Source organism: Rhizobium sp. ZX09 (assembly GCF_017357485.1).
GTDB classification, from domain to species: domain Bacteria; phylum Pseudomonadota; class Alphaproteobacteria; order Rhizobiales; family Rhizobiaceae; genus Agrobacterium; species Agrobacterium pusense.
The window spans coordinates 348,977-370,597 of record NZ_CP031364.1; the positions used below are offsets into that span (position 1 = coordinate 348,977).

Genomic DNA, 21,621 nt, shown 5'->3' on the forward strand with positions numbered 1-21,621 from the left:
GGGCGACACCATGAATTCCTTCAAGACTCACAGTTCTCACTGGGGGGCCTTCTCCGGGCGGCTCACAAATGGGCGACTGGAGATAAAGCCTCACTCCGGCGACCCCCATCCATCCCCGCTACTGGGCAATCTTCCGGCGATCGCCGACAGCCCCGTCCGCATCCGACGGCCCGCTGTCCGGCGGGGGTGGCTTGAGCGCGAAACCGACCATGCACAGCGACGGGGCGCTGACGACTATGTCGAGGTCAGCTGGGCCGAAGCGACGACACTGGTCGCCGACGAACTGAGGCGGGTCTACGACAGTCACGGTCCAAGCGCCGTGTTCGGCGGCTCCTACGGCTGGTCCAGTGCCGGTCGCTTTCATCACGCGCAAAGCCAGATTCACCGCTTCTTGAATGTCCTCGGCGGATATGTCCGGTCGGTCAACACCTATAGTTCCGGTGCGGCCATGGTCATAATCCCCCATGTCCTGGGCCCTTATGACAGCTTCGACCGAAAGAGCGTGACCTGGGATGCCATCGAACGCAGCAGCGAGCTGGTGCTCGCCTTTGGCGGGATGGCGATCAAGAATGCCGATGTCCACGGCGGAGGGATCAGCACGCACACGGTCCGGCAAAAACTTGCCGGCGCGAAGGCTCGCGGTGCGCATTTCACATTCATCAGCCCTCTGGCAGACGATTTCCCCGCTGAGGCGGATGCCGAGTGGCTTCCCATCATCCCGGGCACCGACGTGGCGATGATGCTCGGGCTGGCGCACGTCCTCGTTACGGAAGGGCTGCACGACCGGACGTTTCTGGAGCGTTATACGGTCGGATATGACCGGTTCGAAAACTATCTTCTCGGCAGGGAGGACGGCCAGCACAAAAGCCCGGAATGGGCGGCCGAAATCTGCAACATCGCGCCGGACACAATACGCAAGCTGGCGCGCAGGATGGCCGGTTGGAGAACCCTGATCACCGTCAGTCATTCGCTGCAGCGGGCCGATTACGGAGAGCAGCCGGTGTGGATGGGCATTGTGCTTGCCGCCATGCTCGGCCAGATCGGATCGGACGGCGGCGGATTTTCTTATTCCCTTGGCGCGCTGGGCAATATCGGCAAGAACCTGCTCGCCGTTCCCCTGCCAACGCTGCAGCAATTCAAAAACCCTGTGCCGGACTACATTCCCTGCGCACGCATCTCCGATATGCTGCTCAATCCCGGCGCCGAGTTCCATTACAACGGGCGCACGCTTCTTTATCCTGACATCCGGCTTGTCTATTGGGCGGGCGGAAATCCATTTCACCATCATCAGGATATCAACCGGTTGCGAGCCGCTTTCAGGCGGCCGGAAACGATCATCGTCCACGAGTCCGCTTGGACCTCCACCGCCAGACACGCCGATATCGTGCTGCCCGCCACGACCACGCTTGAGCGTGACGACATCGGCGCCGCCGATCGCGATCCGCTGATGATCGCCATGAAGCGCCTGATCGCCCCCGTCGGCGAAGCACGCGACGATTACGAAATATTCGCCGGCATTGCCCGCGAACTCGGCAGGTTCGAGGCCTTCACCGAAAACCGCAGCAGCGGAGAATGGCTTGCCTTTCTATACGAAACGACCCGTCAGGCACTTGCCGCGTCGGGCCATGAGGCGCCGGACTTTGAAACCTTCTGGAAACGCGGAGAAATGCCCCTTCCAGTCAAGCCGGACGACGGTGGACCGGCGCGCGCTTTCCTTGAGAATCCCGCAACGAAACCGCTGGCGACCCCCTCAGGAAAGATCGAGATTTTTTCCGGGACCGTCGAGGGTTTCGGTTATGATGACTGCAAGGGTCATCCGCGCTGGTATCCACCCAGAGTGGAAACTCCAGACGATGCGCACCTCTATCCGCTGCATCTCGTCTGCAATCAACCATATCAACGCCTGCACAGTCAGCTGGACTATGGCGATTTCAGCCGTTCCACCAAGATCATGGACAGGGAGCCCGTCCGTATCCATCCAGCCGACGCCTCGGCCCGTGGAATATCTGACGGCGATGTCGTGAGGCTTTTTAATCAGCGCGGCAGCTGCCTGGCGGGCGCCCTTCTCAGTGAAGACGTCATGCCGGGGGTAATGCAGCTCGCTACCGGCGCCTGGTTCGAACCAGAGGATCCAACTGCCGAAAACTCGATATGCATCCACGGAAATCCAAATATTCTGACCCGCGATATCGGCACATCGAAACTGTCGCAGGCATCGACCGGCCAGATCGCGAAGGTGGATATCGAGCGCTTCACCGGGGCTCTGCCGCCCGTGACAATTTTCCAGGCCATGCGATTTCTATCGCGAGACCAGGTCGGCCCAGACGCCGAGCCGTCGTCACTCCACGCCGGAACCCCGCATTCCAAGGGGCCCTGAAACACCAATCCAAACAGCCGCCGAAATGACGATAAAATAATTCACTAAATCCATAGAAAAAGAATAACCAGTCTTTCTCCCTCACACCTGACTGCTAGGTTAAGGGCAAGACGGACAGCGCAGAAGGGGATCGCGCCATGACTGGAATATGTAGAAGCGGGCGCGCTCCTCAGCCACGCAGGTTCTCGGGAACCGCTCGCTAGCGTCGCGTCGCCCAATCAGGCCACTAATGAACTCAAGCATTCTCCTGCTCGGCCGAGAGGCCGGCGCGGCAACGGTTTGACATGCGTTTGAGCAGCCACCGCAGACGCACGCGCATCCCAGGAGATGCCGAAATTGCAACGAAAAACTCTGGAATTTTCAGGATCATACAATGACAAAGCGTCCTTTCTCGTCGTCTCTTTCGCGTCGCCGCCTGCTTCTTACGGCTTCGCTCGCTGTTTCGGCCTCGCTGTTTTTATCGACGGCTGCACCTTTGAGTGCTGTGGCCGCAGACACGCCACATGATGGCGGTGACATCACGTTTCTGATCGATTCCCTGGGCGACACGTGGATCCCCAATAACAGCGCGATCTCCAGTTTCCAGGGCCATATATGGGGTCATGTCACGGATAAGCTGCTGTACGTCGATGCCGAAGGCAAGGTCAGCCCGTGGATTGCCGAGCGCTGGGAGCAGAACGACACCGCGACGGAGTTCACCCTCCACCTCAAAAGCGGCGTGACTTTCTCCGATGGCGAACCACTGGATGCCAAGGCCGTCGTTGCCAATCTCGACATCTGGTATGCCGGCCGCAAGAACGAGGGCATCAACCCGATCGGCCTCTTCCCCAAGACCTATGATCACGCCGAAGCGGTTGATGCGACGACGGTCAAGGTTTTCTTCAAGAAGCCCACGCTCGGGTTCATTCCGACGCTTGGCTACCACGGCTCCATCCTGATCTCTCCCAAGACCATTGCCCAGCCTGCCGGCCAGCAGGCGGACCTCAGCAAGACCGCAGGCAGCGGACCTTATGTGGTGGAGTCCTGGAAAGAGGGCGACCACGTCACCCTGGTCAAGCGCAAGGACTATAATTGGGGTCCCGCCGCAGTCGGCCACACCGGCCCCGCCTATCTCGATACCATCACCTACAAGCTGGTCTCTGAGCCATCCCTTCGCGTCGCCTCCGTTCAGTCCGGTCAGGCGGATGTCGCGTACAACGCCTCGCCCCAGGAACTGAAATCGCTCAAGGAGGAAGGCTTCACCATCGCGACCCCGCGTTATCTCGGCTTCGTCAACGGCTGGGCCGTCAACACCAAGCTTCAGCCCTATGATGATGTGAAGGTGCGTCAGGCACTTCAGGCAGGTATCAACCGTCAGGAAATCATCGACACAGTCTATACGCAGGACTGGAAGCTCGCGACGTCCTTCATCCAGAGCAACGTCCCGGGAGCCACGGATCACAGCGATCTCCTCGCCTACAACCCGGACAAGTCGGAAAAGCTTCTGGACGAAGCCGGATGGGTCAAGGGTGCGGACGGCGTTCGCGTGAAGGACGGCAAGCCGCTGGAATTGACGATCCATTCCAATCCTTATCTGGCAACCTCGAAATCAGTCGATGAGCTGATTGCCCAGCAGCTCGGCAGGCTTGGATGGAAGGTCAATATCAGGGCTTATGATGTCGTGACCTTTGGCGAGAAGGTCAAATTCGGTGGCGCCGCCGTTCCGACATATGAAGTCACCCGCAGCTTTATCGACGCCGGCACGGTCGCAAGCATCCTGACCAACGCCAATAATGGCGAGAACTGGTTTGCGCTGGACGAGCGTGATGCGACGCTCAACGACCTGCGCGACAAGATCGCTGGTGCAGGTTCCGTCGAGGATCGGAAGCCTCTGCTCGATGGCCTGCAAAAATACGTGCTGGAACAGGGCTACTTCATCCCGCGGACGCAAATCGTTCAGCGCATTTACGTGCAATCACCGAAGCTGAAGGGCGAAGTCTATAACGGCGTCGCTTATGCCAGCTATTACACAGCGTTCATTGCCGAATGACGCCAGCACCCACCGAGTAACGTCAAGGAGGTGACGGCATGAGCAATGCCTACCTAACCTACGCCGCAAAGCGGCTCGGCCAGGCGATCGTCGTCATCCTTCTGGCCTATGTCTTCACCTTCGTGGTCGTCAGCGTCCTGCCTGGCGACCCGATCACCAGCGTTCTGCGCAACCCGCAGAACGGCTTTACCGAGCAGGAGATCGCCGAAATCATTGCGGCACAGGGGCTGGACCAGCCGATCATCGTGCAGCTCTGGCACTCCCTGTCGGCCTTCCTGACAGGCGATCTGGGCATCTCGATGCGCTCCAACCGACCGGTCTCGACGCTCATCGCCGAGGTGCTGCCATCGACGCTGGTCTTGGCCACCGCCGGGCTGACCGTGGCGCTGATCCTCGCCTTTGCGGTCGCCTACGGCACGCAGGTCGTGCCGAAGCGTTACGGACAGGGATTGCTGCGTGCCTTCCCTTCCCTGTTCCTGTCGACACCCAATTTCGTCATCGGCCTGTTTCTGATCCACCTTTTCGGTTTTCAGCTCAGGCTGTTCCGGGTCATCGAACCCGACAGTTTCTGGGCCACGCTGTTTGCGGCGATCACCATCGGCATACCGTTTTCCGCACAGATCGCGGAGGTCCTGATCGCCAATCTCGATCATGAGGCAGAGCAGGATTACGCAGCGGTTGCCCGCAGTCGCGGCATCGGGCCAAGACGGCTTTTTGCAACACATCTCCTCAAGCCTGCCTCCTTGCCTGTGGTGACGGTTATCGCCCTCACCGTCGGCGAACTTCTGGGCAACTCGCTGATTACGGAGACGGTATTCGGCCGCACCGGTATCGGCAGTCTCGTCCAGCGTTCCGTCAGCACTCAGGATCTGCCGGTCCTGCAGGCGATCGTCTCGCTGGGGGCCGTGGTGTTCGTCGTCGTCAACCTCATCGCCGATCTCCTCTATCCGCTGCTCGATCCAAGGGTAAAAATTATCGTTGGCCGAAAACGCCGCCTGTCGACGATCGATGACACGTCGCTTGGCCTTGAAACGGGGGCCAAACCATGAGCCTTATTTCCAGCCCGGCTTCCATCAGCAATCCGTTCGAGAGACTGAAAACTCTCAACATAACTGTAACGGTCGGCCTCTCCCTGCTTGTCATCGCAATCGTCGTCGCCTGGTCGATTGCACCGCAGCTTTTCACCACCCAAAGCCCGATCAACGGCGTCCCGGCTGACAAGCTTCTTGCGCCAAGTTTTGCCCATTGGTTCGGCACGGATCATCTCGGGCGCGATCTCTATACACGGGTCGTTTATGGCACCGCTTCATCTGTATCGAGCGCTTTGGTCGCTGTCGTCATCGGCGTCGTCATCGGCGGTGTGATCGGTCTGCTTGCCGGATTTTTCGGCGGCTGGGTGGATATCGTCTTTGCACGTTTTGTCGACGTGCTGTTATCCATCCCGAAGTTCCTGCTGGCGGTCATCATCGTCACGGCAATCGGCTTCGAGACAATCAACGCCGCCATTGCGACAGGCATATCGGCGATCGCCTTCTTCGCCCGTGTGGCGCGCTCAGAGGTCATCAAGACGCGTCAGGCGACCTTCGTGGAGGCATCGTTTCTCTCGGGTGGCTCACGCGGCTACATCGTGCTGAGACATGTGCTGCCAAACGCATCCCGCTCGATGTTGCCGCTGGCCGTCCTGCAATTCGGCGAGTCCATTCTCGTCATCGCCAGCCTCGCCTTCCTCGGCTACGGCGATCCGCCGCCCTCTTCCGACTGGGGCCTGCTGATCTCGATCGGCAAGGACTACCTCAAATGGCCCTGGCTCGTTTATGCGCCCGCGTTCGTTACGATCGTGACCGTCCTCTCTGTCAACAGGATCAGCCGATGGCTTCGCAAATCGCATTGAAAACAGCCCCGACCCCTCCCCGGATAGTGGCAGAGGCTCCGCAGCCCGCCATACCCCTGCTCGGCGTTGAAAATCTTGCCGTCTCCTACGGGCGGCAGGAGGTCGTGCACGGTGTCAGCTTCGAGCTTGGGCGTGGCGAAAGTCTTGCGCTGATCGGAGAATCCGGTTCGGGAAAGTCGACCATCGCAAAGGCTGTACTAAGACTGCTTCCCAACGGCGCAAACGCCACGGGCCGGGTCGTTTTCGACAGGCAGGACATTCTGGCATTGCCGGAACGGCGCTTCAGGCCTTTTCGTGGCCGCGAAATAGGCTTCGTGCCGCAGGATCCGGGCAACTCTCTCAATCCTGTGAGAACAATCGGCGCGCAGGCGCTGGAGGCGGCAGCGCTGACGGAAGAGGCCAACCCTGCAATCCGCAAGCTCCTCATTCTGGAAACATTCGCGAAGGTGGGTCTCGACAATCCGCAACGGGTTTACGATTCCTATCCGCACCAACTGTCCGGAGGTATGCTGCAGCGCGTGCTGATCGCGCTCGCAATATTACCGCGTCCCGCATTGCTGGTGGCGGATGAGCCGACTTCGGCGCTCGACGTCACAATCCAGAAACGCATTCTCGATCTCCTCTCCCGTCTTCGCGATGAGCTGAACATCAGCCTGCTTCTCATCACCCATGATCTCGCAATAGCGGCGGAGAGGGCGGACAATCTCGTCGTGCTGAAGAACGGCGTCGTGCAGGAAGCGGGCAGGACATCGGCTGTTTTTTCCTCCCCCTCCTCTCCCTATGCCAAAAAACTCCATGGCGACGTGCCCGCGCTCAACCCGGAGCGTTATGCCAAACTTCGCGATCCGGGGTTCGGCCTTCGCGATAGTGACAAATCGCCAAAGATCGCTGTCAGCGGCGTCACCAAGCGCTTCACCGTCGATGGCAAAACCCTGACCGCTGTGGATGATATTTCGTTTACGGTTCCGGCAGGCACGACACACGCGCTTGTCGGCGAATCCGGCTCCGGGAAAACCACGACCATCCGCCTGCTGCTGGGGCTCGAGCAGCCGGAAAGCGGCACCATCACGGTTGCCGACGAGAGCGTTACAAGCAAGAGCCGCGCTTCCCTGCGGTCGGTATGGCGGCATCTGCAACTGGTTTACCAGAACCCGTTCACGTCACTCGACCCGACATGGAAGGTGGGCCAGCTTGTTCGTGAGCCGCTCGACAGATTCGAGATCGGTACTCCGAAGCAGCGATCCGAGCAGGTGCGGGAAGCTCTCGCAAATGTCGGCTTGAGCGAGCACCTCATGGAACGCAAGCCATCAGCCCTGTCAGGCGGGCAGCGTCAGCGTGTGGCAATTGCCCGTTCGCTGGTCCTCAAGCCTGATGTGATCGTGTTGGACGAACCCACATCCGCTCTCGATGTCAGCGTTCAGGCTGATATCGTGGAGGTTCTGCTGTCGCTGCAGGCGAAGCTTGGCCTGACCTATGTCTTTGTTTCGCATGACCTCGCCCTCGTCAGGCAACTTGCGCACAGCGTTTCCGTGATGCAGCGAGGCCGCATTGTCGAACATGGGACCGTCACCGAGATTTTCGGCAATCCGCGACACGAATACACCGCGTCGCTGCTGAACTCCATCCCATCGGGCATCGCCGGAACGGCCCGCACCCATGCAGCCCCGCACGCGCTGCGGAAGGAACAACTCGCATGAATATTGCAGCAGCGTCGCGCGACCTTCCCGCATTGTTCCGGCCGAAAAGCCGGCTGGGTTTCAATACGCGGGTATCATTCAACGACGATGACGGTCCGGCACAGGGGCTCCGGCAGGGCATAGAATTGTTCAGACAGGCGGAAAGGCTGGGGTATCAGTCCGGCTGGGCCTATCAGCGCCATTTCGACCACTATCTTTCTTCCCCGTTGCCCTTCTTTGCGGCGGTCGGCGAGCATACGCGGCACATTACGCTTGGCTCCGCCGTCATTCCGATGCGTTATCAGGACCCTATTCTGCTGGCCGAAGCGGCGGGCACGACCGACCTGCTGATCGACGGCCGGCTTGAATTTGCGATTTCAACCGGGGCAAATGGGGCGTTCGATGCCGTATTCGGATCCGTGGATACCGATGCCCGGACAGAGGCAAAGCGGCGACAGTCGCGTTTTCTTGCCGCCATTGCCGGTGATGTTCTGCACGTTGTTACGCCGAACGACGTTGGTGCGCCTCCGGGAGCCGAGTTGCGGGTGACCCCACACAGCCCTACCTTGCGCAGCCGTATCCGACAGGGCTCCGCCAGTATCGATTCAGCGATTCAGGCCGCCGAACTCGGTATCGGCCTGATTTCCGGTACCGTCCTTCACGATCAGGACGAAGGCGAGACGTTTGGCCAATATCAGGCGCGTATCATCGATGCCTATCGCACCCACTGGCTGCGAATCTGGAAGACAACGCCGCCTCCGGTCGCCGTTGCAGCGTCGATCCTGGTCGGCACCACTCCGGAACTGCGGGAAAAATATGCCGCCTATGACCTTGAACGTCGCACAGTCGGCATTGCGGCCTCACGCCCGAAGGGTGCTCTGGCTCCTGCCGGCCAACCGGCTGGTGCCATGATTTCCCCCGTTTTTCAGGGCGCACCGGATACGGTCATTGAGGCGGTACTGAGCGACCCCGGGCTGGCGGCCGCAGATGAGCTCGTCCTCTTTTTGCCTCCGGCTTTCGGATTGACCGAAAACGTAAGATTGCTCACCGATCTTGCGACGACGGTTGCTCCCTCCCTGGGGTGGAAACCCGGCCCTTATGACGCAGATGCAGGCCCGGCGGCAATCGCCGGTTCTAGGCCACCAGAATAGTCAGGCAATATTTTCTACATTTTCCATAGAAATAGAAAGACCTGTCTTCCTCATATGCCACGTCGGCTTTAGCTTTCACTCGACATTAGAAACAGCAAGGAGCTCCCATGGCTGCGGAATTCATCAGCGTCAGCTTTCCCAACGCATCCAATGATCTGAACCCCATCCCTGATGCTCCGGTCGATCCGCTGTTTCTGGAACGTTACGCGCGGGCACTGGATGACTACGGGTTCAACTACACGCTCATTCCCTATTCCTCCTCTTCGTTCGATCCTTTCACGCTGGGTGCGACGGTGCTTGCGCACACGAAGAACATCAAGATCATTGTCGCGCTCCGCCCCAACACGGTTTATCCGACGGTTGCGGCCAAGTCCCTCGCCACACTCGACCAGTTGAGCGGCGGACGCGTGGTCGTCCACTTCATCGCGGGCGGGAGCGACGAGGAGCAGGCACGCGAAGGCGATTTCCTCAACAAGGAAGAGCGTTACGAGCGTCAGGAAGAATATATCCGCATTCTTCGCCTTGCATGGGCTTCGACGGAGCCGTTCGATTTCGAAGGCAAATATTACCAGTTCAAGCAGTTCCGCAGCGCCGTGCGTCCGACCAATGGCCTTATCCCGATTTCGCTCGGCGGCTCTTCGGATGCTGCTTATCGTATCGGCGGCTCCCTTTGCGACATTTTCGGCCTTTGGGGCGAACCGCTGGCTGAAACAAAACAGCAGATTGACCGTATCTACGCCGAAGCCGCAAAAGCCGGACGCACCGACCGCCCCCGGATCTGGGTGACATTCCGGCCGATCGTCGCCGAAACGGATGAACTGGCCTGGGAAAAGGCGCACAGGGTTCTCGACCGTCTGAACGAGAACCGCCAGAAGGGCCTGTCTCGTGCCCCGGTCAATGCAGCACCTCCTGCCAATATCGGGTCCCAGCGTCTGCTGGATATCGCCAAGCGCGGCGACGTCCATGACCGCGCACTCTGGTATCCGACAGTTACCGCCACCAATGCCAGCGGCGCGACTACCGCCCTGGTCGGGTCGCCACGCACGATCGCCGACTCCATTCTCGACTATATCGACCTTGGCGCCGATCTGATTTCGATCCGTGGATACGACAACTATAATGATGCCGTAGACTACGGACGATACATCCTGCCCCTCGTCCGCGAGGGTATTCGCGAACGCGAAGAGGCGAAGAAGAAGGCAGCCGCCTGATCACGGCAGTCCGACCACGCCGTCGGACCGATCCACCTCTCTTCCAAGACCGGGATCATCCCCCTGTGACGGATGATCCCGCCTGCCGACCATGAGAAAGCCGCTATCCGCATGTCCTATGACCCCACCGCACTCGACGCAGCCGCGCGCGTCCTTTCCGAAGCCGCACCGGATGCGGATCAGACCGGTCAGTTTCCCTGGACCGGTATTCGCGCCGTTCATAAGGCTGGACTTCTCGAAAGCACGGTGGCCACGCGTTATGGCGGACCGGGAGGAACCTTGAGCACCGCAGCCCATATTCTGGCGGCGCTCGGGCGAGGCGATCCTTCTGTAGCGCTTATCAGCGCAATGACGATTTTTACACATCTCGGGCAGGCCACGAAGGGCCATTGGCCGGACGGTCTCTACAGGGAACTTCTTTCACAGGCAAAGCAGCAGCCGCTTCTTCTGAACGCCGCGCGTGTGGAACCAGAGCTGGGGTCGCCGGCCCGCGGCGGATTGCCGTCCACGCGTGCGCACCGGACGGCAAATGGCTGGTCGATCACGGGCCGCAAGCGCTTCGTAACGGGTGCCTATGGCCTCACCCATTTTCTCGTCTGGGCGCATACCGATGAGGTTCAGCCACGAGTCGGCACCTTCGTTGTCCCCAACGGTCTGCCCGGCATCAAGATTATCGAGAACTGGAAAAGCCTCGGCATGCGGGCGACCGGTTCGCACGATGTAGAGTACACCGAAGTTGAAATCCCGGCAGAAAATGTGCTGGAGCTCGTTGATCCCTCGGTCGCCCAGCAGGATAATCGCGGCCACGCGGCAATGACGCTTGCACTCACTGCCATCTATCTGGGCGCGGCCGAAGCCGCCCAAGAAGCGTTCATCCGCTTCGCGCATGAGCGCGTGCCGGCTAATCTTGGCCGCCCGATTGCGCAAACGGAACGTTTCGTTGAACTCTCGGGTGAAATCGACCTTCTGGTTGCCGGCGCCCGCCAGATCATCTTTGGCGCGCTCGCAAACCATATTGGCGATGCCGAACACCTGATAAGGGCCCGCCTTCTCGCCGGGAGGCAAATCCGCGACGCTGTCCAGCTGGCGGTCCGCGGCATCGGCAACCCCGGTCTCAATGCCGATCTCGGGCTCGAGCGTCATTTCCGGGATATCCAGTCAGTCCTCGTCCATGCACCTCAGGAAGACACGTCCGTCGCCATTCTCGGACGCGCCGCCTTTGAGAAGTGGAAGACCGGCGAGAATGATCGATCGGCACACCCGGCCGGGCTGTCGATTCTCAAGACGGCCTAGGGCGCGTAGACACAAACCGCATTTATGCAGGATCACCCGAAAGAAAGTTCAATGAGCAACAATCTGATCGTCGGTTTCTCCGGCAACACATCGCGGCCATCAAGCACAAAGCGCTTCGTCGAAAGCGTCAGCGAGGCGCTGGCCGGCCAACTGGGCCTGCAACATCAGGTTTTCGACGTTGAGGATCTCGGCTCCTCCCTAAGCTCGGCACGATCCGTAGCGGACCTGGAAGGCAGCGCGCGGCAGGTCATTCAGACCATCATCGACGCTGAAGCTCTGGTGATCGGTTCACCGACTTACAAGGGAAGCTATACGGGCCTCTTCAAACACGTCATCGATCTTCTCGATCCCGCCGACCTCAGGGGCAAACCTGTCATCTTGACCGCGACAGGCGGCGGAGACCGGCACTCGCTTGTGGTGGAACACCAACTCAGGCCGCTATTTGCCTTTTTCGAAGCCTTCGTGACGCCGACCGCAATCTACACCTCCGGCCGGGATTACGTGGAAGGGCAGGTTTCTCCCGTGGTGAACGCCCGGGTAAATCAGGCAATCGCAGAAGCCGCGCTTCTCGTCAAAGCTCGTTTCGGAAACGTAACAATCGCGGCAGAATAATTTAGAAATGGACGGCTTTTGCCAAGGCAGTCTGCAGTCGCGACCGAAAGCTATCGGAATTTGGCTGAACCCGCCGCGACAGCGCCGGTGGCTTTGCCTTAGGCTGCATCCCGCTCGATGGTAGTGCAAAGCGTTTAGACGGCGTGCCGGCAGGATCAATCTGCAGGGATCGGCGCGTCACATGTCCGCGACCACGTTTGCGCGTAGCTCGACGGCACCGCACAAGGGGATAACGACGCCACGGACATGCGTAGCGCCCGTGGATGTGATGATAAACGACAAGCAAACTGAACTTAATCAGACTCTCCTCGTGGGCTGCTTTTGCTTGAACAGCTTTAGCTAAAGCAAGAGCAACGTGCCCCTAGATGCGGGCGCCGCCCGTTGCATCGATCATCTGGCCCGTCGTCCAGCGGGCATCGCTGGATGCGAGGAAGGTAATCACGTCGGCGATATCCTCCGCCTTTCCGACGCGCGAAAATACAGAGAGGGCTTCGGCGCCAGCGCGCGCTTCCGGAGACGACAGCCACTCTGCATTCATGTCGGTTTCCGTGACACCCGGCAGCACGGCATTGACCGTGATACCGCGCGTGGCAAACTCCGGTGCCAGCGCCAATGTCAACGTTTCCAGCGCGCCCTTGGACGCGGCGTAAGCGGGATGAGTCGGCGCTGCGATCCGCGTAAACCCGGTCGACACGTTGATAATACGGCCGTTTTCACGGATGTGATCGGCCACGGCCTGGATCAGGAAAAACGGCGCCTTGTAGTTGATCGTCATCACCTCATCGAACGCGGCTTCGCTCGTCTGCGTCAATGGCAGTGCGGGCGCGATACCGGCATTGTTCACGAGAATGTCGAGAGCGGTCGAGCCCGTCTCGATCTGCGCTGCTTCGCTGAACCGCGCCCACAGGCTGTCGGCCGCGTCCTTGCCCTGTCTGAGATCGGCCTTCACGGCGACGGCCTTGACGCCGAGCCCTTCGATCTCGTGCACTGTGGCATTGGCCGCATCCGCGTTAGCGGCATAATGCACGCCAATCAGCGCGGCACCCTCCCTGGCAAAGGCGAGGGCAACCGCCCGGCCGATCCCGCGTGAACCTCCAGTGATAAGGGCTGTCTTGTCTGCAAGTCGTCTGGACATTGATCACTCCGTTGCCAAAATAAATAGTGACCCCTATAATAAGGAGCGAAGCGCATCTGTCAACAATATAATAGGGATCACTATTTTATGGAGACACCAGTCCGCAGACGAGGCAGACCCCGCCTGCTCGATCGCGACGTTGGGCTCGACATCGCGGCACGCCTGTTTTGGGAGCGCGGCTACGAAGGAACCTCAACCGCCGATCTGACGAAAGCGATGGGCATCAACCCCCCGACGCTCTATTCGATGTTCGGATCGAAGGAGGAGTTGTACCGCCAGGCGCTGGATTTCAGCATTGCTCGTGAAAACAGCCGTCGATCCGACATATTGCAGTCCGATCTGCCGCTTTACGAAGCTCTGAGGCTTTACCTCTACGATATTGCCGATGGAGACACCCAGCCGGACAAGCCGCGCGGATGCATGGTCTCCACGGCCGTCCTGCAGCATGCGGAAGAAAATGCATCCGTAGCGCGTCTGACGGCGACATTGCGCGAGGCATCGATGCAGGCGCTCAAGACCCGCTTCGACCGTGCAGTCGACGAAGGGGAACTGCCGGCGCGAACCGATACCGACACGCTTGCCCGCTTTTATGGTGCAATCATCCAGGGCATGTCCGCCCAAGCCTGCGACGGCGCCTGCAACGCCTTGCTGAAGCGGCTTATCGACCTTGCTCTCGCAGCTTGGCCCGGAACGCGTACCCCCTGACGGGGAGCAGGCCCGCCGGGTGGAGCTGACGATCATATCGTTACCCAGATCGAAGCTGATAACTGAAAGCCTGCGGCAGAACGGAAAATTCCGCAGCCCTTCGGGTCGGCACGTTCTCAGATCTGCACTGGCTTGATGGTGTCTATACGGACATCGCCGTCCATCACCCCTCGCGTCAGACCCTGTCGACCGTGTTCCACTTCGATCACCGTATAGAGTTTTTCATCTCTAAAGGCGCTTGCATTCAACGTCGACACGTCTTCAGCGGGAAGGGCGTCGATCTCCATGAAATCGAGTTCCGCACCTGCAGCGACGATCCGTGCATCACCCGCCGTCCGCGCTGCGACGACCACGGTTCCGTGGGCAGGCGCATTCTGCCAGCGTGGGTCGTCCGGCGCCGCAACAGGTTCAAGGCGATAAACATTGAGGGTTTCGCCGGCGGCCGTTCCGCGCGCTATCTCGGTGGCATCGTCAAACTGAGCCTGGCTTTCAAGCGAGTAGCCGAACCGATTGTCGGTCGTACCCGTGTTTTCGGCGTAATCGCCACCCGTGGATTTTGAGTTAGACATGATATCTCCTCTCTTTTCCGCCTTGACCCTTGGTACAAACCGCGGACCTTGTCGAAGTGTTCCAAGCCCGGTCGGAACTCAGCCATTAGCCAACTGGCAGCAGCGGAAATTTCAATCATCGGTCAGTCTCGGCTCCCGGGTCATTGTCCGGTTTCATCGCTACTCTCACGGGAAGACGCAGACGCCAACACCCAACACGGTGTAACGGGAATACTATTCGAGCACCCAGGTCCGTCTCGATGCTGCAACCGGCTATTTACCAGCAAGCGACACTGAAAAGAGCCGGCTGGACCCCCGACCGGATCACCGTCGCGGAACCTTGTCAGCCGACGAGGTTTTAAGACGAACTTGGCTGGAGCAAATTCTTGAGCTGAAATAGAGCTTTAAAGAGTTGAACTGGATCCGGTGAGGGGAAGGAGACACGATTTGCCAATCATTGCCACTGCGGCCTGGTCCATCCCGAGAAAGGTGGCCGACCGGTTCCCGGCCAAGGGGAGCGGCCTTCAACGTTACGCCTCGGTCTTTGATGGAGTCGAAATCAACTCCACATTCTACCGTCGGCACAAGGCGTCCACCTTCGCGCGGTGGGCTGAATCAGTGCCCGACACCTTCCGTTTCTCTGCAAAGATGCCCAAAGAGATTTCGCATACGCGCAGAATGAACGATATAGCCGAGCCGTTTGAAACTTTCATAGAAGACCTTGCGCCACTGGGTCGAAAGCGTGGACCGCTTCTGTGTCAGCTTCCGCCATCGCTTGCCTTTGATATCCGGACGTCAGACAGGGCGTTCGAGGCGATGCGTGGGTCTGATAAAGGGCAGATTGTCATTGAAGCCCGGCACGAGAGCTGGGCGTCGCAGGACGCGATTGATTTGCTGAAAACATACAAGATTGACCGCGTTTTCGCCGATCCGGCGCTCGTGTGGCCTGCGGAAACCTTCAACGAACCCCCGCGATATGTTCGCCTGCACGGAAAACCAAAGATCTATTATTCCACTTATAGCGACGATGAGATCAGGCACTTTTGCGAACTCGTTGCGCCTGACGGTTGGTGCGTCTTCGACAACACCGCCTCAGGCGCTGCAATCGAGAATGCTCTGAGCATGACATCCATACCCGCACGCGATCCTGCGCGCAGGGCATCAGGATGATGCAGGTGCACTTGCGATATCAGTTCCGCGGACGAGGCAGGGGGCGGCCTTGATACTTGATCATACCCCGCGGCGTTCCCGCAAATTCACTGCAATTCCTCCCGTCATATTCCGGATCCGAAAAGCTCGCGGTCATCATCCCCTTCCCAGGGAGAGGGCGCCGATAGCCCACCGGTATTCGCCGCCGGAACCGGCATCCAGCACTTCAGCTCCGGTTCCGCATATTCAATTATCCGACCCGGTGAGGAATCCGAAGCTCGCCAGCCTTCTGCTCCGAGCCGGTCGCCATTGGACCAATAAACAAGATCCACCTGTGCCGGGCCTTGCTCCGACGAGCGGATCGTCACGAGAATCCGGGTACCGTCTTTCGGTGCGCTTGTCATGTGACGCCACGGCTGGTCCATTTTTGCTCTCCCTTGCCAATCCCCCAAGTTTTGCCTCGCCGTGAGAGGTGGTCAATTCAAACTTTTTGAAACTCACACAATGCAAACGCGTCGCTTCCAGTCCCGGCTTCAACACGGCCGTTCAATTTCTCCGCAAAGCAAAAACACGGCACAGCATGAGCTGCCTGTCCCAGGTTGGACCTGCCTCGACGAACGCGATGCGGTTGCAAAGGGAAGCTACCCCCTGGAGGGTTTGTCGGACAACGATTAGCGGAGGGGGCGTTACGAACATCAACCGCTCAGAATTCCGAGCGCCCTATGAAAACTGCAACGCCACGCGCCAATGAAAGCGCATGACATCGCAGAATTGAGCAAACCATTTCGCTAGCTACGCCCCTCGCCCATTGCCTTCAGGCCTCTCTGAATGTGCGGTTCGCCTGATCAATCAATGGCTTGAGGAAATAGGACCAGACGCTTCGCTCACCTGTCGTGATGAAAGCTTCCACCGGCATGCCGGGCATGAGGCTGAATTCGCCAAGACGCTTTATCTGCTCTTGCGACGTGGCAACACGTACCAGATAAAAGCTGGTGCCCGTTCGCTGATCCACCGTCACATCAGCGGAGATGCGCTCCACCGTTCCGGTTATTTCCGGCGTCGTTTTCTGGTTGAAGGCGGAGAAGCGCAGGTTGGTCAGCTGACCGTAATAGATCTGATCGATATCCTGCGGCGCGACCTTGACCTCGACCACCAGTTTGTCGACTTCCGGCACGATCATCATGATCTGCTCGCCGGGCGCCACAACACCGCCGATGGTGTGCACTGAAAGCTGGTGCACCACTCCATCCTGCGGCGCCAGGATATCGACGCGTTTCAGCTGGTCTTCGGCCGCCACCCGGCGCTCGATATATTCACCGATGCGCGCATCCATTTCGCGCAGATCGGAACCCACCTCTTCCGACCATTGTTCGTCGATTTGCAGGATTTGTAGCGCGGTTTCGCTGATCTTCGCTTCGACCCCGGCAATGCCGGCCATCAGCCGGCCAATATCACCGTCGATATCCGTGGCCTGACGCTCCAGTGTGCTGAGGCGGCTTTTTTCCATCAGCCCCCTTTCATGCAGGGAGCGAAAGCGTATGAGCTCTTCATCGACCATGCCCTGCTCGCGGAAATTCGCCGCGCGCTCGGCTTCCATGCCGCTTATCTCATCGCGAAGCTGTCGCACGCGTTGTTCGAGCTGGCGTTTTTTACTTTCGCGAACCGCCTTGCGGTTTTCATACAGGCGCTGTTCGGCATTCATCATGGCCAGAACCTCGCCATCGCCGGCGCGATCGAGCAGCGTTTGCGGAAAAATCACCCGGGCGGCCCGATCACGCTCGCTCTCCAGCCGCGCCTTGCGGGCGGTGAATTGATCGAGGCTCTTGACGATGATGGCGAGATTGGCCTTGGTCATCGTCGCATCGATACGCATGACCACATCGCCTGCCTTGACCCGGTCTCCGTCCCGCACGGCCAGTTCGCTGACAACGCCGCCCACGGGATGCTGGACTTTCTTCAGGCTGGTTTCCACCACCAGAGAACCCTGCGCGATGACCGCACCCACAATCTCGGTACCGACGGCCCAGCCGCCGAAGACGCCGACGAGGGTTAGAAAACCCAGTCCACCAACGAAAATATGGTTGCGGATCGAGCGTCTGAGTGTCTGCCATTCATCCATATTCAGATCTTTCCTGCTTCCGTGGCCTGCACGACCTTGAGGGCGCCTGCCGCACCACCGACCGGACGCAGCACCTTGGCGAGTACTTCCTCCTTGGCGCCGAAGGCCTGTTGCCGTCCGTCAGCGAGCATGAGCACCTTGTCCACGGCCAGAAGCGCGCTTGGACGATGGGCGATGATGACGGCCACGCCGCCACGCTCGCGAATGCCGAGAATGGCAGCCGTCAGCGCCTCTTCGCCTTCGGAATCGAGGTTGGAATTGGGTTCGTCGAGCACAACGAAAAACGGCTCGCCATAAAGGGCACGCGCCAGCGCTATCCTCTGTTTTTGCCCCGCCGACAACTGCCGGCCGGTTTCGCCTACCATAGTGGAATAGCCATCGGGCAGGCTCACAACGAGGTCGTGGATGCGCGCAGCACGGGCGGCCGCGATGATTTTTTCCGAACTCGCCTGCCGGTCGAAAGAGGCGATGTTTTCCGCAATGGTGCCGTCCAGCAAGTCGATTGCCTGCGGCATGTAGCCGATGTGGCGCGCCAGCGCCTCTGCCGGCCATTGGTCCAGCGTTGCGCCATCCAGCCGGATCGAGCCTTTGAGCGGGCGCCAGAGGCCGACCAGCAACCGTGCGAGCGAACTTTTCCCCGAACCGCTCGCGCCGATCACGCCAAGGGCGCTGCCTGCCGCCAGCGTGAAGGCGACATCCTGCAGAACCGGCTCGGTCGCTTCCGGTGGAATGGCGCCGACACGTTCGACGGAGAGAAGGGAGCGGGGCGCCGGGAGGTCCATGCGCATGGCGGCATCCGGCAACAGCGCAAGCGTCTTTTCGAGACGGCGGCGGCTCTGCCGGGCAGCGATGAAGCCCTTCCAGTTGGCGATGGCGAGATCCACCGGCGCGAGCGCCCGCGCCGACAGGATGGAGCCGGCGATGATGATGCCGGGTGTCGCCTGCTCATTGATGACCAGCCACGCCCCAACCGCCAGAATGCCGGATTGCAGCAGCATGCGCAGCACCTTGCTTGCCACGCCGAAACCGGAGGCTATATCGCTTGCAGCGCGCTGTTCGCGCACATAAGCGCGGTTGCCCGTCTGCCAACGATCGCGCAGGGGCGGCACCATACCCATGACGGCGACGATGTCGGCGTTCCGGCGCACGCTTTCAATCAACCGATTGCGCTGGGAGGCGTGTCGTGCGGCCTCCTCGACGGGGCGTCTGGAGACAAGCTCGGTCATCAGCGTGAACGCGGTGAGAATTGCGGCACCGGCAAGCGCGGTGGCGCCAAGCCAGAAATGAAAGGCAAAACAGATGGCAATATAAAAAGGCAGCCAGGGCAGGTCGAACAAGGCCGTCGGCCCGCTTCCCGACAGGAAAGAGCGGATTGTATCGAGATCACGAAGCGGCTGTGCCTGGGCGCCGCTGACCGGCAGGCGCAATTGCAATCCGATCACCGCCTCGTAGACCCTCGAGGAGAGAACCTGATCGAGACGATCGGAGATGCGCACCAGAAGGCGCCCGCGCAGGGCATCGAACAGGCCCTGAAATACGTAAAGCGCCACCACGATGGCGAACAGCGCCACCAGCGTCGGCAGGCTGCGGCTGGGCAGGACGCGGTCATAGACCTCCATCATGAACAGCGAGCCGGTGAGATAAAGAATATTGACCAGGGCGCTCATGAGACCGACGCCGATGAAAGCGACGGCGCAGCCCGCAAATACACCCTTGATCTTACGAACATTACTATTGGCGGATTGGAAACGCATTTTACTGTCCATTGAAATCGCGGCGGTGGGGTCAGCCGGCGGCAATACGCCTGTGACAATCTTCCGCGAACGGGAAAAAGCGCATCGCGAGCGGGCCGGCGATCATGTTTGAAGAGGTCGTCATCTCCTGCCCTTCCTTCGCGACACGGGAGTGGCCCGAGAGCCATGTCGGCACGCCTAGCGGCAAAGGCTAACGTGCGGATGACGGAGACCTGAAAAATCGTAAACGCGCCATAGGGATTTCCCATGGCGGCCATCGGTTTCGTAAAGGGCTGCTGCTTCACCCGCCCACCCTGCATTTCTCGTTGATGAACGACAGGCTGATCGCAGCCAGCGTCGCTGGCGCACAAATGTTACTGAGGGCGATGATCCACGGGAACCCGTGACGGCCGGCCGCTATATGCCGCCCATGCAGAGATATTTCATTTCAAGATAATCCTCCATGCCGTGGCGCGAACCTTCGCGGCCGATGCCGGATTGTTTGACACCGCCGAAAGGAGCTGCTTCCGACGACATGCGGCCGGTATTGATACCGACCATGCCATATTCCAGGGCTTCGGCAACACGCCACACGCGCTTGAGATTGGAGGCGTAGAAATAGGCAGCCAGACCGTAGATCGTGTCATTGGCCTCACGCACAACCTGCTCCGCATCGTTGAAACGGATGATCGGCGCTAAAGGTCCGAAAGTCTCTTCCTGCGCCACCCGCATCGCGCTGGTGACGCCGGTGAGGACCGTTGGTTCGAAAAAGGTTCCGCCATTGCCGACACGCTTGCCGCCGCACCTTATTGTGCCGCCTCTTGCGCCGGCGTCGGCCAGATGTGCCTCGATCTTGTCGATGGCGTGGCTGTCGATCATCGGACCGATGGTCACCTCGGGATCGAAGCCGTCGCCAACCTTCAATTCTGCCACCCGCGCAACAAATTTTTCCGAAAACTCATCGTGAACCGCCGACTGGACATAGATGCGGTTGGCCGAAACACAGGTTTGGCCGCCATTGCGGAATTTCGCCTGAATGGCGCCTTCCACGGCTTCATCAATATCGGCATCGTCAAAAACGATGAAGGGTGCATTGCCGCCCAATTCGAGGTTGAGCTTCTTTATCTGCGGCGCGCATTGGCTCATCAGCAGCCGCCCGACTTCGGTTGAGCCGGTGAAGCTGATCTTGCGTATCCTGGCATTGGTACACAATTCCGCACCGACATCGGCACCGTGACTGGCATAGATAAGGTTGAGCGCCCCCTCCGGAAAACCGGCAAGCCGCGCGAGCACGAACATTGCCCCTGCCACTAGCGGCGTCTGTTCCGCTGGTTTCAATACGATGGCACAGCCGGCGGCAAGTGCGGGCGAAATCTTCCGGGCGACCATGGATGCTGGGAAATTCCACGGCGTGATGGTGCCGACCACGCCCACCGGCTGCTTGATAACGAGCATCCGCCGATCGTTGGAAGGGGCGGAAATCGTTTCGCCATAGATGCGGTTCGCCTCCTCGGCATACCATTGCACGTAAGCAGCGGCATGGGCGACTTCGGATTTTGCCTCCGTCAGCGGTTTACCCATTTCTGCCGTCAGGATCGTTGCGAGATCGTCCGAATGGAGAACAATCAGTTGGTGCCAGCGGCGCATCACCGCGCTCTTATCCTTGGCCGGCAGGCTCTGCCACACGCCTTGTGCTTCAGCCGCGCGGTCGATCGCGTCCCGGGTTTCCAAGGGCCCCATATCCGGCAGCCGCGCGAGCAGCGCACCGGTCGAAGGATTTAAAACATCGAATTCCGCGCCCGACCAAGCCTTGCCGCCGAGAGCGATGCCTGCAAGATCGGAAAACAGATCCGGTCGGGCGAGCCTGCCGAGGAGAACAGGATAAAGCGACAAGGACGGTTCCCCCTTTGACACGACAACCCGAGCACGCCGACCAGCCGCTATTTCAGCGAATGACCGTCGGCTGACGGGCACCGGCACAGGTGGTAGCGC

At 59.7% G+C, this 21,621-nt stretch carries 17 protein-coding genes; 11 read left to right on the top strand and 6 right to left on the bottom strand.

Features of this window, described 5'->3' with window-relative positions; translation table 11 throughout:
* Positions 1–10 precede the first annotated feature (10 nt).
* The 9 genes from BTN45_RS16245 (at position 11) to BTN45_RS16285 (ending at position 12,240) form a co-directional block, all read left to right on the top strand.
* Positions 11–2,377: a molybdopterin guanine dinucleotide-containing S/N-oxide reductase gene (locus tag BTN45_RS16245; protein WP_246751699.1), complete on the top strand. Its 2,367-nt coding sequence runs from the start codon at positions 11–13 to the stop codon at positions 2,375–2,377.
* A 373-nt stretch (positions 2,378–2,750) separates the two neighbouring features.
* The gene (locus tag BTN45_RS16250; RefSeq protein ID WP_035206982.1) at positions 2,751–4,406 is read left to right on the top strand and encodes an ABC transporter substrate-binding protein; all 1,656 of its coding nucleotides are present in this window, start codon (positions 2,751–2,753) and stop codon (positions 4,404–4,406) included.
* Positions 4,407–4,444: 38 nt separating this feature from the next.
* A complete protein-coding gene (locus BTN45_RS16255) occupies positions 4,445–5,455 on the top strand; it encodes an ABC transporter permease (RefSeq protein WP_035206981.1) in 1,011 nt (336 codons plus the stop codon).
* Positions 5,452–6,297 carry an ABC transporter permease gene (locus BTN45_RS16260; protein ID WP_207590033.1) on the top strand — a complete coding sequence of 282 codons (846 nt, stop codon included), beginning with the start codon at positions 5,452–5,454 and terminating at the stop codon, positions 6,295–6,297. The genes BTN45_RS16255 and BTN45_RS16260 overlap by 4 nt, the downstream gene beginning before the upstream one ends.
* A complete protein-coding gene (locus BTN45_RS16265) occupies positions 6,276–7,994 on the top strand; it encodes an ABC transporter ATP-binding protein (RefSeq protein WP_153775798.1) in 1,719 nt (572 codons plus the stop codon). Before BTN45_RS16260 ends, BTN45_RS16265 begins: the two co-directional genes overlap by 22 nt.
* Positions 7,991–9,124 carry an LLM class flavin-dependent oxidoreductase gene (locus BTN45_RS16270; RefSeq protein WP_207590040.1) on the top strand — a complete coding sequence of 378 codons (1,134 nt, stop codon included), beginning with the start codon at positions 7,991–7,993 and terminating at the stop codon, positions 9,122–9,124. Before BTN45_RS16265 ends, BTN45_RS16270 begins: the two co-directional genes overlap by 4 nt.
* A 107-nt stretch (positions 9,125–9,231) precedes the next feature.
* Positions 9,232–10,335 (top strand): LLM class flavin-dependent oxidoreductase, encoded by a 1,104-nt coding sequence (locus BTN45_RS16275; RefSeq protein ID WP_004445361.1) that lies wholly within the window; start codon positions 9,232–9,234, stop codon positions 10,333–10,335.
* A 111-nt stretch (positions 10,336–10,446) separates the two neighbouring features.
* Positions 10,447–11,628, top strand: coding sequence for an acyl-CoA dehydrogenase family protein (locus tag BTN45_RS16280; protein WP_048902886.1), 1,182 nt, complete (start codon positions 10,447–10,449; stop codon positions 11,626–11,628).
* Positions 11,629–11,679: 51 nt separating this feature from the next.
* Positions 11,680–12,240 carry an NAD(P)H-dependent oxidoreductase gene (locus BTN45_RS16285; protein ID WP_112766227.1) on the top strand — a complete coding sequence of 187 codons (561 nt, stop codon included), beginning with the start codon at positions 11,680–11,682 and terminating at the stop codon, positions 12,238–12,240.
* Between the two features lie 361 nt (positions 12,241–12,601).
* Here BTN45_RS16285 and BTN45_RS16290 read toward each other — a convergent pair whose 3' ends face one another.
* Positions 12,602–13,375: an SDR family oxidoreductase gene (locus BTN45_RS16290; RefSeq protein WP_112766226.1), complete on the bottom strand. Its 774-nt coding sequence runs from the start codon at positions 13,373–13,375 to the stop codon at positions 12,602–12,604.
* 87 nt (positions 13,376–13,462) lie between these two features.
* Here BTN45_RS16290 and BTN45_RS16295 point away from each other — a divergent pair, with 87 nt between their 5' ends.
* Positions 13,463–14,080, top strand: a complete 618-nt coding sequence (locus tag BTN45_RS16295; RefSeq protein WP_207590042.1) for a TetR/AcrR family transcriptional regulator — start codon at positions 13,463–13,465, stop codon at positions 14,078–14,080.
* Positions 14,081–14,196: 116 nt separating this feature from the next.
* On the opposite strand, the gene BTN45_RS16300 is transcribed toward BTN45_RS16295, so the two are convergent.
* Positions 14,197–14,649 (bottom strand): hypothetical protein, encoded by a 453-nt coding sequence (locus BTN45_RS16300; RefSeq protein WP_035206970.1) that lies wholly within the window; start codon positions 14,647–14,649, stop codon positions 14,197–14,199.
* Positions 14,650–15,075: 426 nt separating this feature from the next.
* Here BTN45_RS16300 and BTN45_RS16305 point away from each other — a divergent pair, with 426 nt between their 5' ends.
* Positions 15,076–15,798, top strand: coding sequence for a DUF72 domain-containing protein (locus BTN45_RS16305; RefSeq protein WP_207590043.1), 723 nt, complete (start codon positions 15,076–15,078; stop codon positions 15,796–15,798).
* Between the two features lie 104 nt (positions 15,799–15,902).
* Here the strand turns inward: BTN45_RS16305 and BTN45_RS16310 are convergent, their stop codons facing one another.
* The 4 genes from BTN45_RS16310 to BTN45_RS16325 all read right to left on the bottom strand — a co-directional run bounded on the left by BTN45_RS16310 (position 15,903) and on the right by BTN45_RS16325 (position 21,477).
* Entirely contained in the window at positions 15,903–16,202 is a 300-nt protein-coding gene (locus BTN45_RS16310; protein ID WP_004445373.1) for a hypothetical protein, read from the bottom strand.
* A gap of 389 nt (positions 16,203–16,591) precedes the next feature.
* Positions 16,592–17,896, bottom strand: a complete 1,305-nt coding sequence (locus BTN45_RS16315; protein ID WP_207590044.1) for an HlyD family type I secretion periplasmic adaptor subunit — start codon at positions 17,894–17,896, stop codon at positions 16,592–16,594.
* Positions 17,897–17,898: 2 nt separating this feature from the next.
* On the bottom strand, positions 17,899–19,650 hold the full coding sequence (locus BTN45_RS16320; protein ID WP_207590045.1) for a type I secretion system permease/ATPase: 1,752 nt from the start codon (positions 19,648–19,650) through the stop codon (positions 17,899–17,901).
* A gap of 396 nt (positions 19,651–20,046) precedes the next feature.
* Positions 20,047–21,477 carry an NAD-dependent succinate-semialdehyde dehydrogenase gene (locus BTN45_RS16325; protein ID WP_246751740.1) on the bottom strand — a complete coding sequence of 477 codons (1,431 nt, stop codon included), beginning with the start codon at positions 21,475–21,477 and terminating at the stop codon, positions 20,047–20,049.
* Positions 21,478–21,621: the final 144 nt, after the last annotated feature.

What these genes read in the sequence shown, in the direction of transcription:
- BTN45_RS16275 (WP_004445361.1), top strand. Translation starts at nt 9,232, where the DNA reads ATGGCTGCGGAATTCATCAGCGTCAGCTTTCCCAACGCATCCAATGAT.
- BTN45_RS16260 (WP_207590033.1), top strand. Translation starts at nt 5,452, where the DNA reads ATGAGCCTTATTTCCAGCCCGGCTTCCATCAGCAATCCGTTCGAGAGA.
- BTN45_RS16245 (WP_246751699.1), top strand. Translation starts at nt 11, where the DNA reads ATGAATTCCTTCAAGACTCACAGTTCTCACTGGGGGGCCTTCTCCGGG.
- BTN45_RS16255 (WP_035206981.1), top strand. Translation starts at nt 4,445, where the DNA reads ATGAGCAATGCCTACCTAACCTACGCCGCAAAGCGGCTCGGCCAGGCG.
- BTN45_RS16250 (WP_035206982.1), top strand. Translation starts at nt 2,751, where the DNA reads ATGACAAAGCGTCCTTTCTCGTCGTCTCTTTCGCGTCGCCGCCTGCTT.
- BTN45_RS16315 (WP_207590044.1), bottom strand. Translation starts at nt 17,896, where the DNA reads ATGGATGAATGGCAGACACTCAGACGCTCGATCCGCAACCATATTTTC.
- BTN45_RS16310 (WP_004445373.1), bottom strand. Translation starts at nt 16,202, where the DNA reads ATGGACCAGCCGTGGCGTCACATGACAAGCGCACCGAAAGACGGTACC.
- BTN45_RS16320 (WP_207590045.1), bottom strand. Translation starts at nt 19,650, where the DNA reads ATGCGTTTCCAATCCGCCAATAGTAATGTTCGTAAGATCAAGGGTGTA.
- BTN45_RS16290 (WP_112766226.1), bottom strand. Translation starts at nt 13,375, where the DNA reads ATGTCCAGACGACTTGCAGACAAGACAGCCCTTATCACTGGAGGTTCA.
- BTN45_RS16280 (WP_048902886.1), top strand. Translation starts at nt 10,447, where the DNA reads ATGTCCTATGACCCCACCGCACTCGACGCAGCCGCGCGCGTCCTTTCC.
- BTN45_RS16295 (WP_207590042.1), top strand. Translation starts at nt 13,463, where the DNA reads ATGGAGACACCAGTCCGCAGACGAGGCAGACCCCGCCTGCTCGATCGC.
- BTN45_RS16265 (WP_153775798.1), top strand. Translation starts at nt 6,276, where the DNA reads ATGGCTTCGCAAATCGCATTGAAAACAGCCCCGACCCCTCCCCGGATA.
- BTN45_RS16270 (WP_207590040.1), top strand. Translation starts at nt 7,991, where the DNA reads ATGAATATTGCAGCAGCGTCGCGCGACCTTCCCGCATTGTTCCGGCCG.
- BTN45_RS16285 (WP_112766227.1), top strand. Translation starts at nt 11,680, where the DNA reads ATGAGCAACAATCTGATCGTCGGTTTCTCCGGCAACACATCGCGGCCA.
- BTN45_RS16300 (WP_035206970.1), bottom strand. Translation starts at nt 14,649, where the DNA reads ATGTCTAACTCAAAATCCACGGGTGGCGATTACGCCGAAAACACGGGT.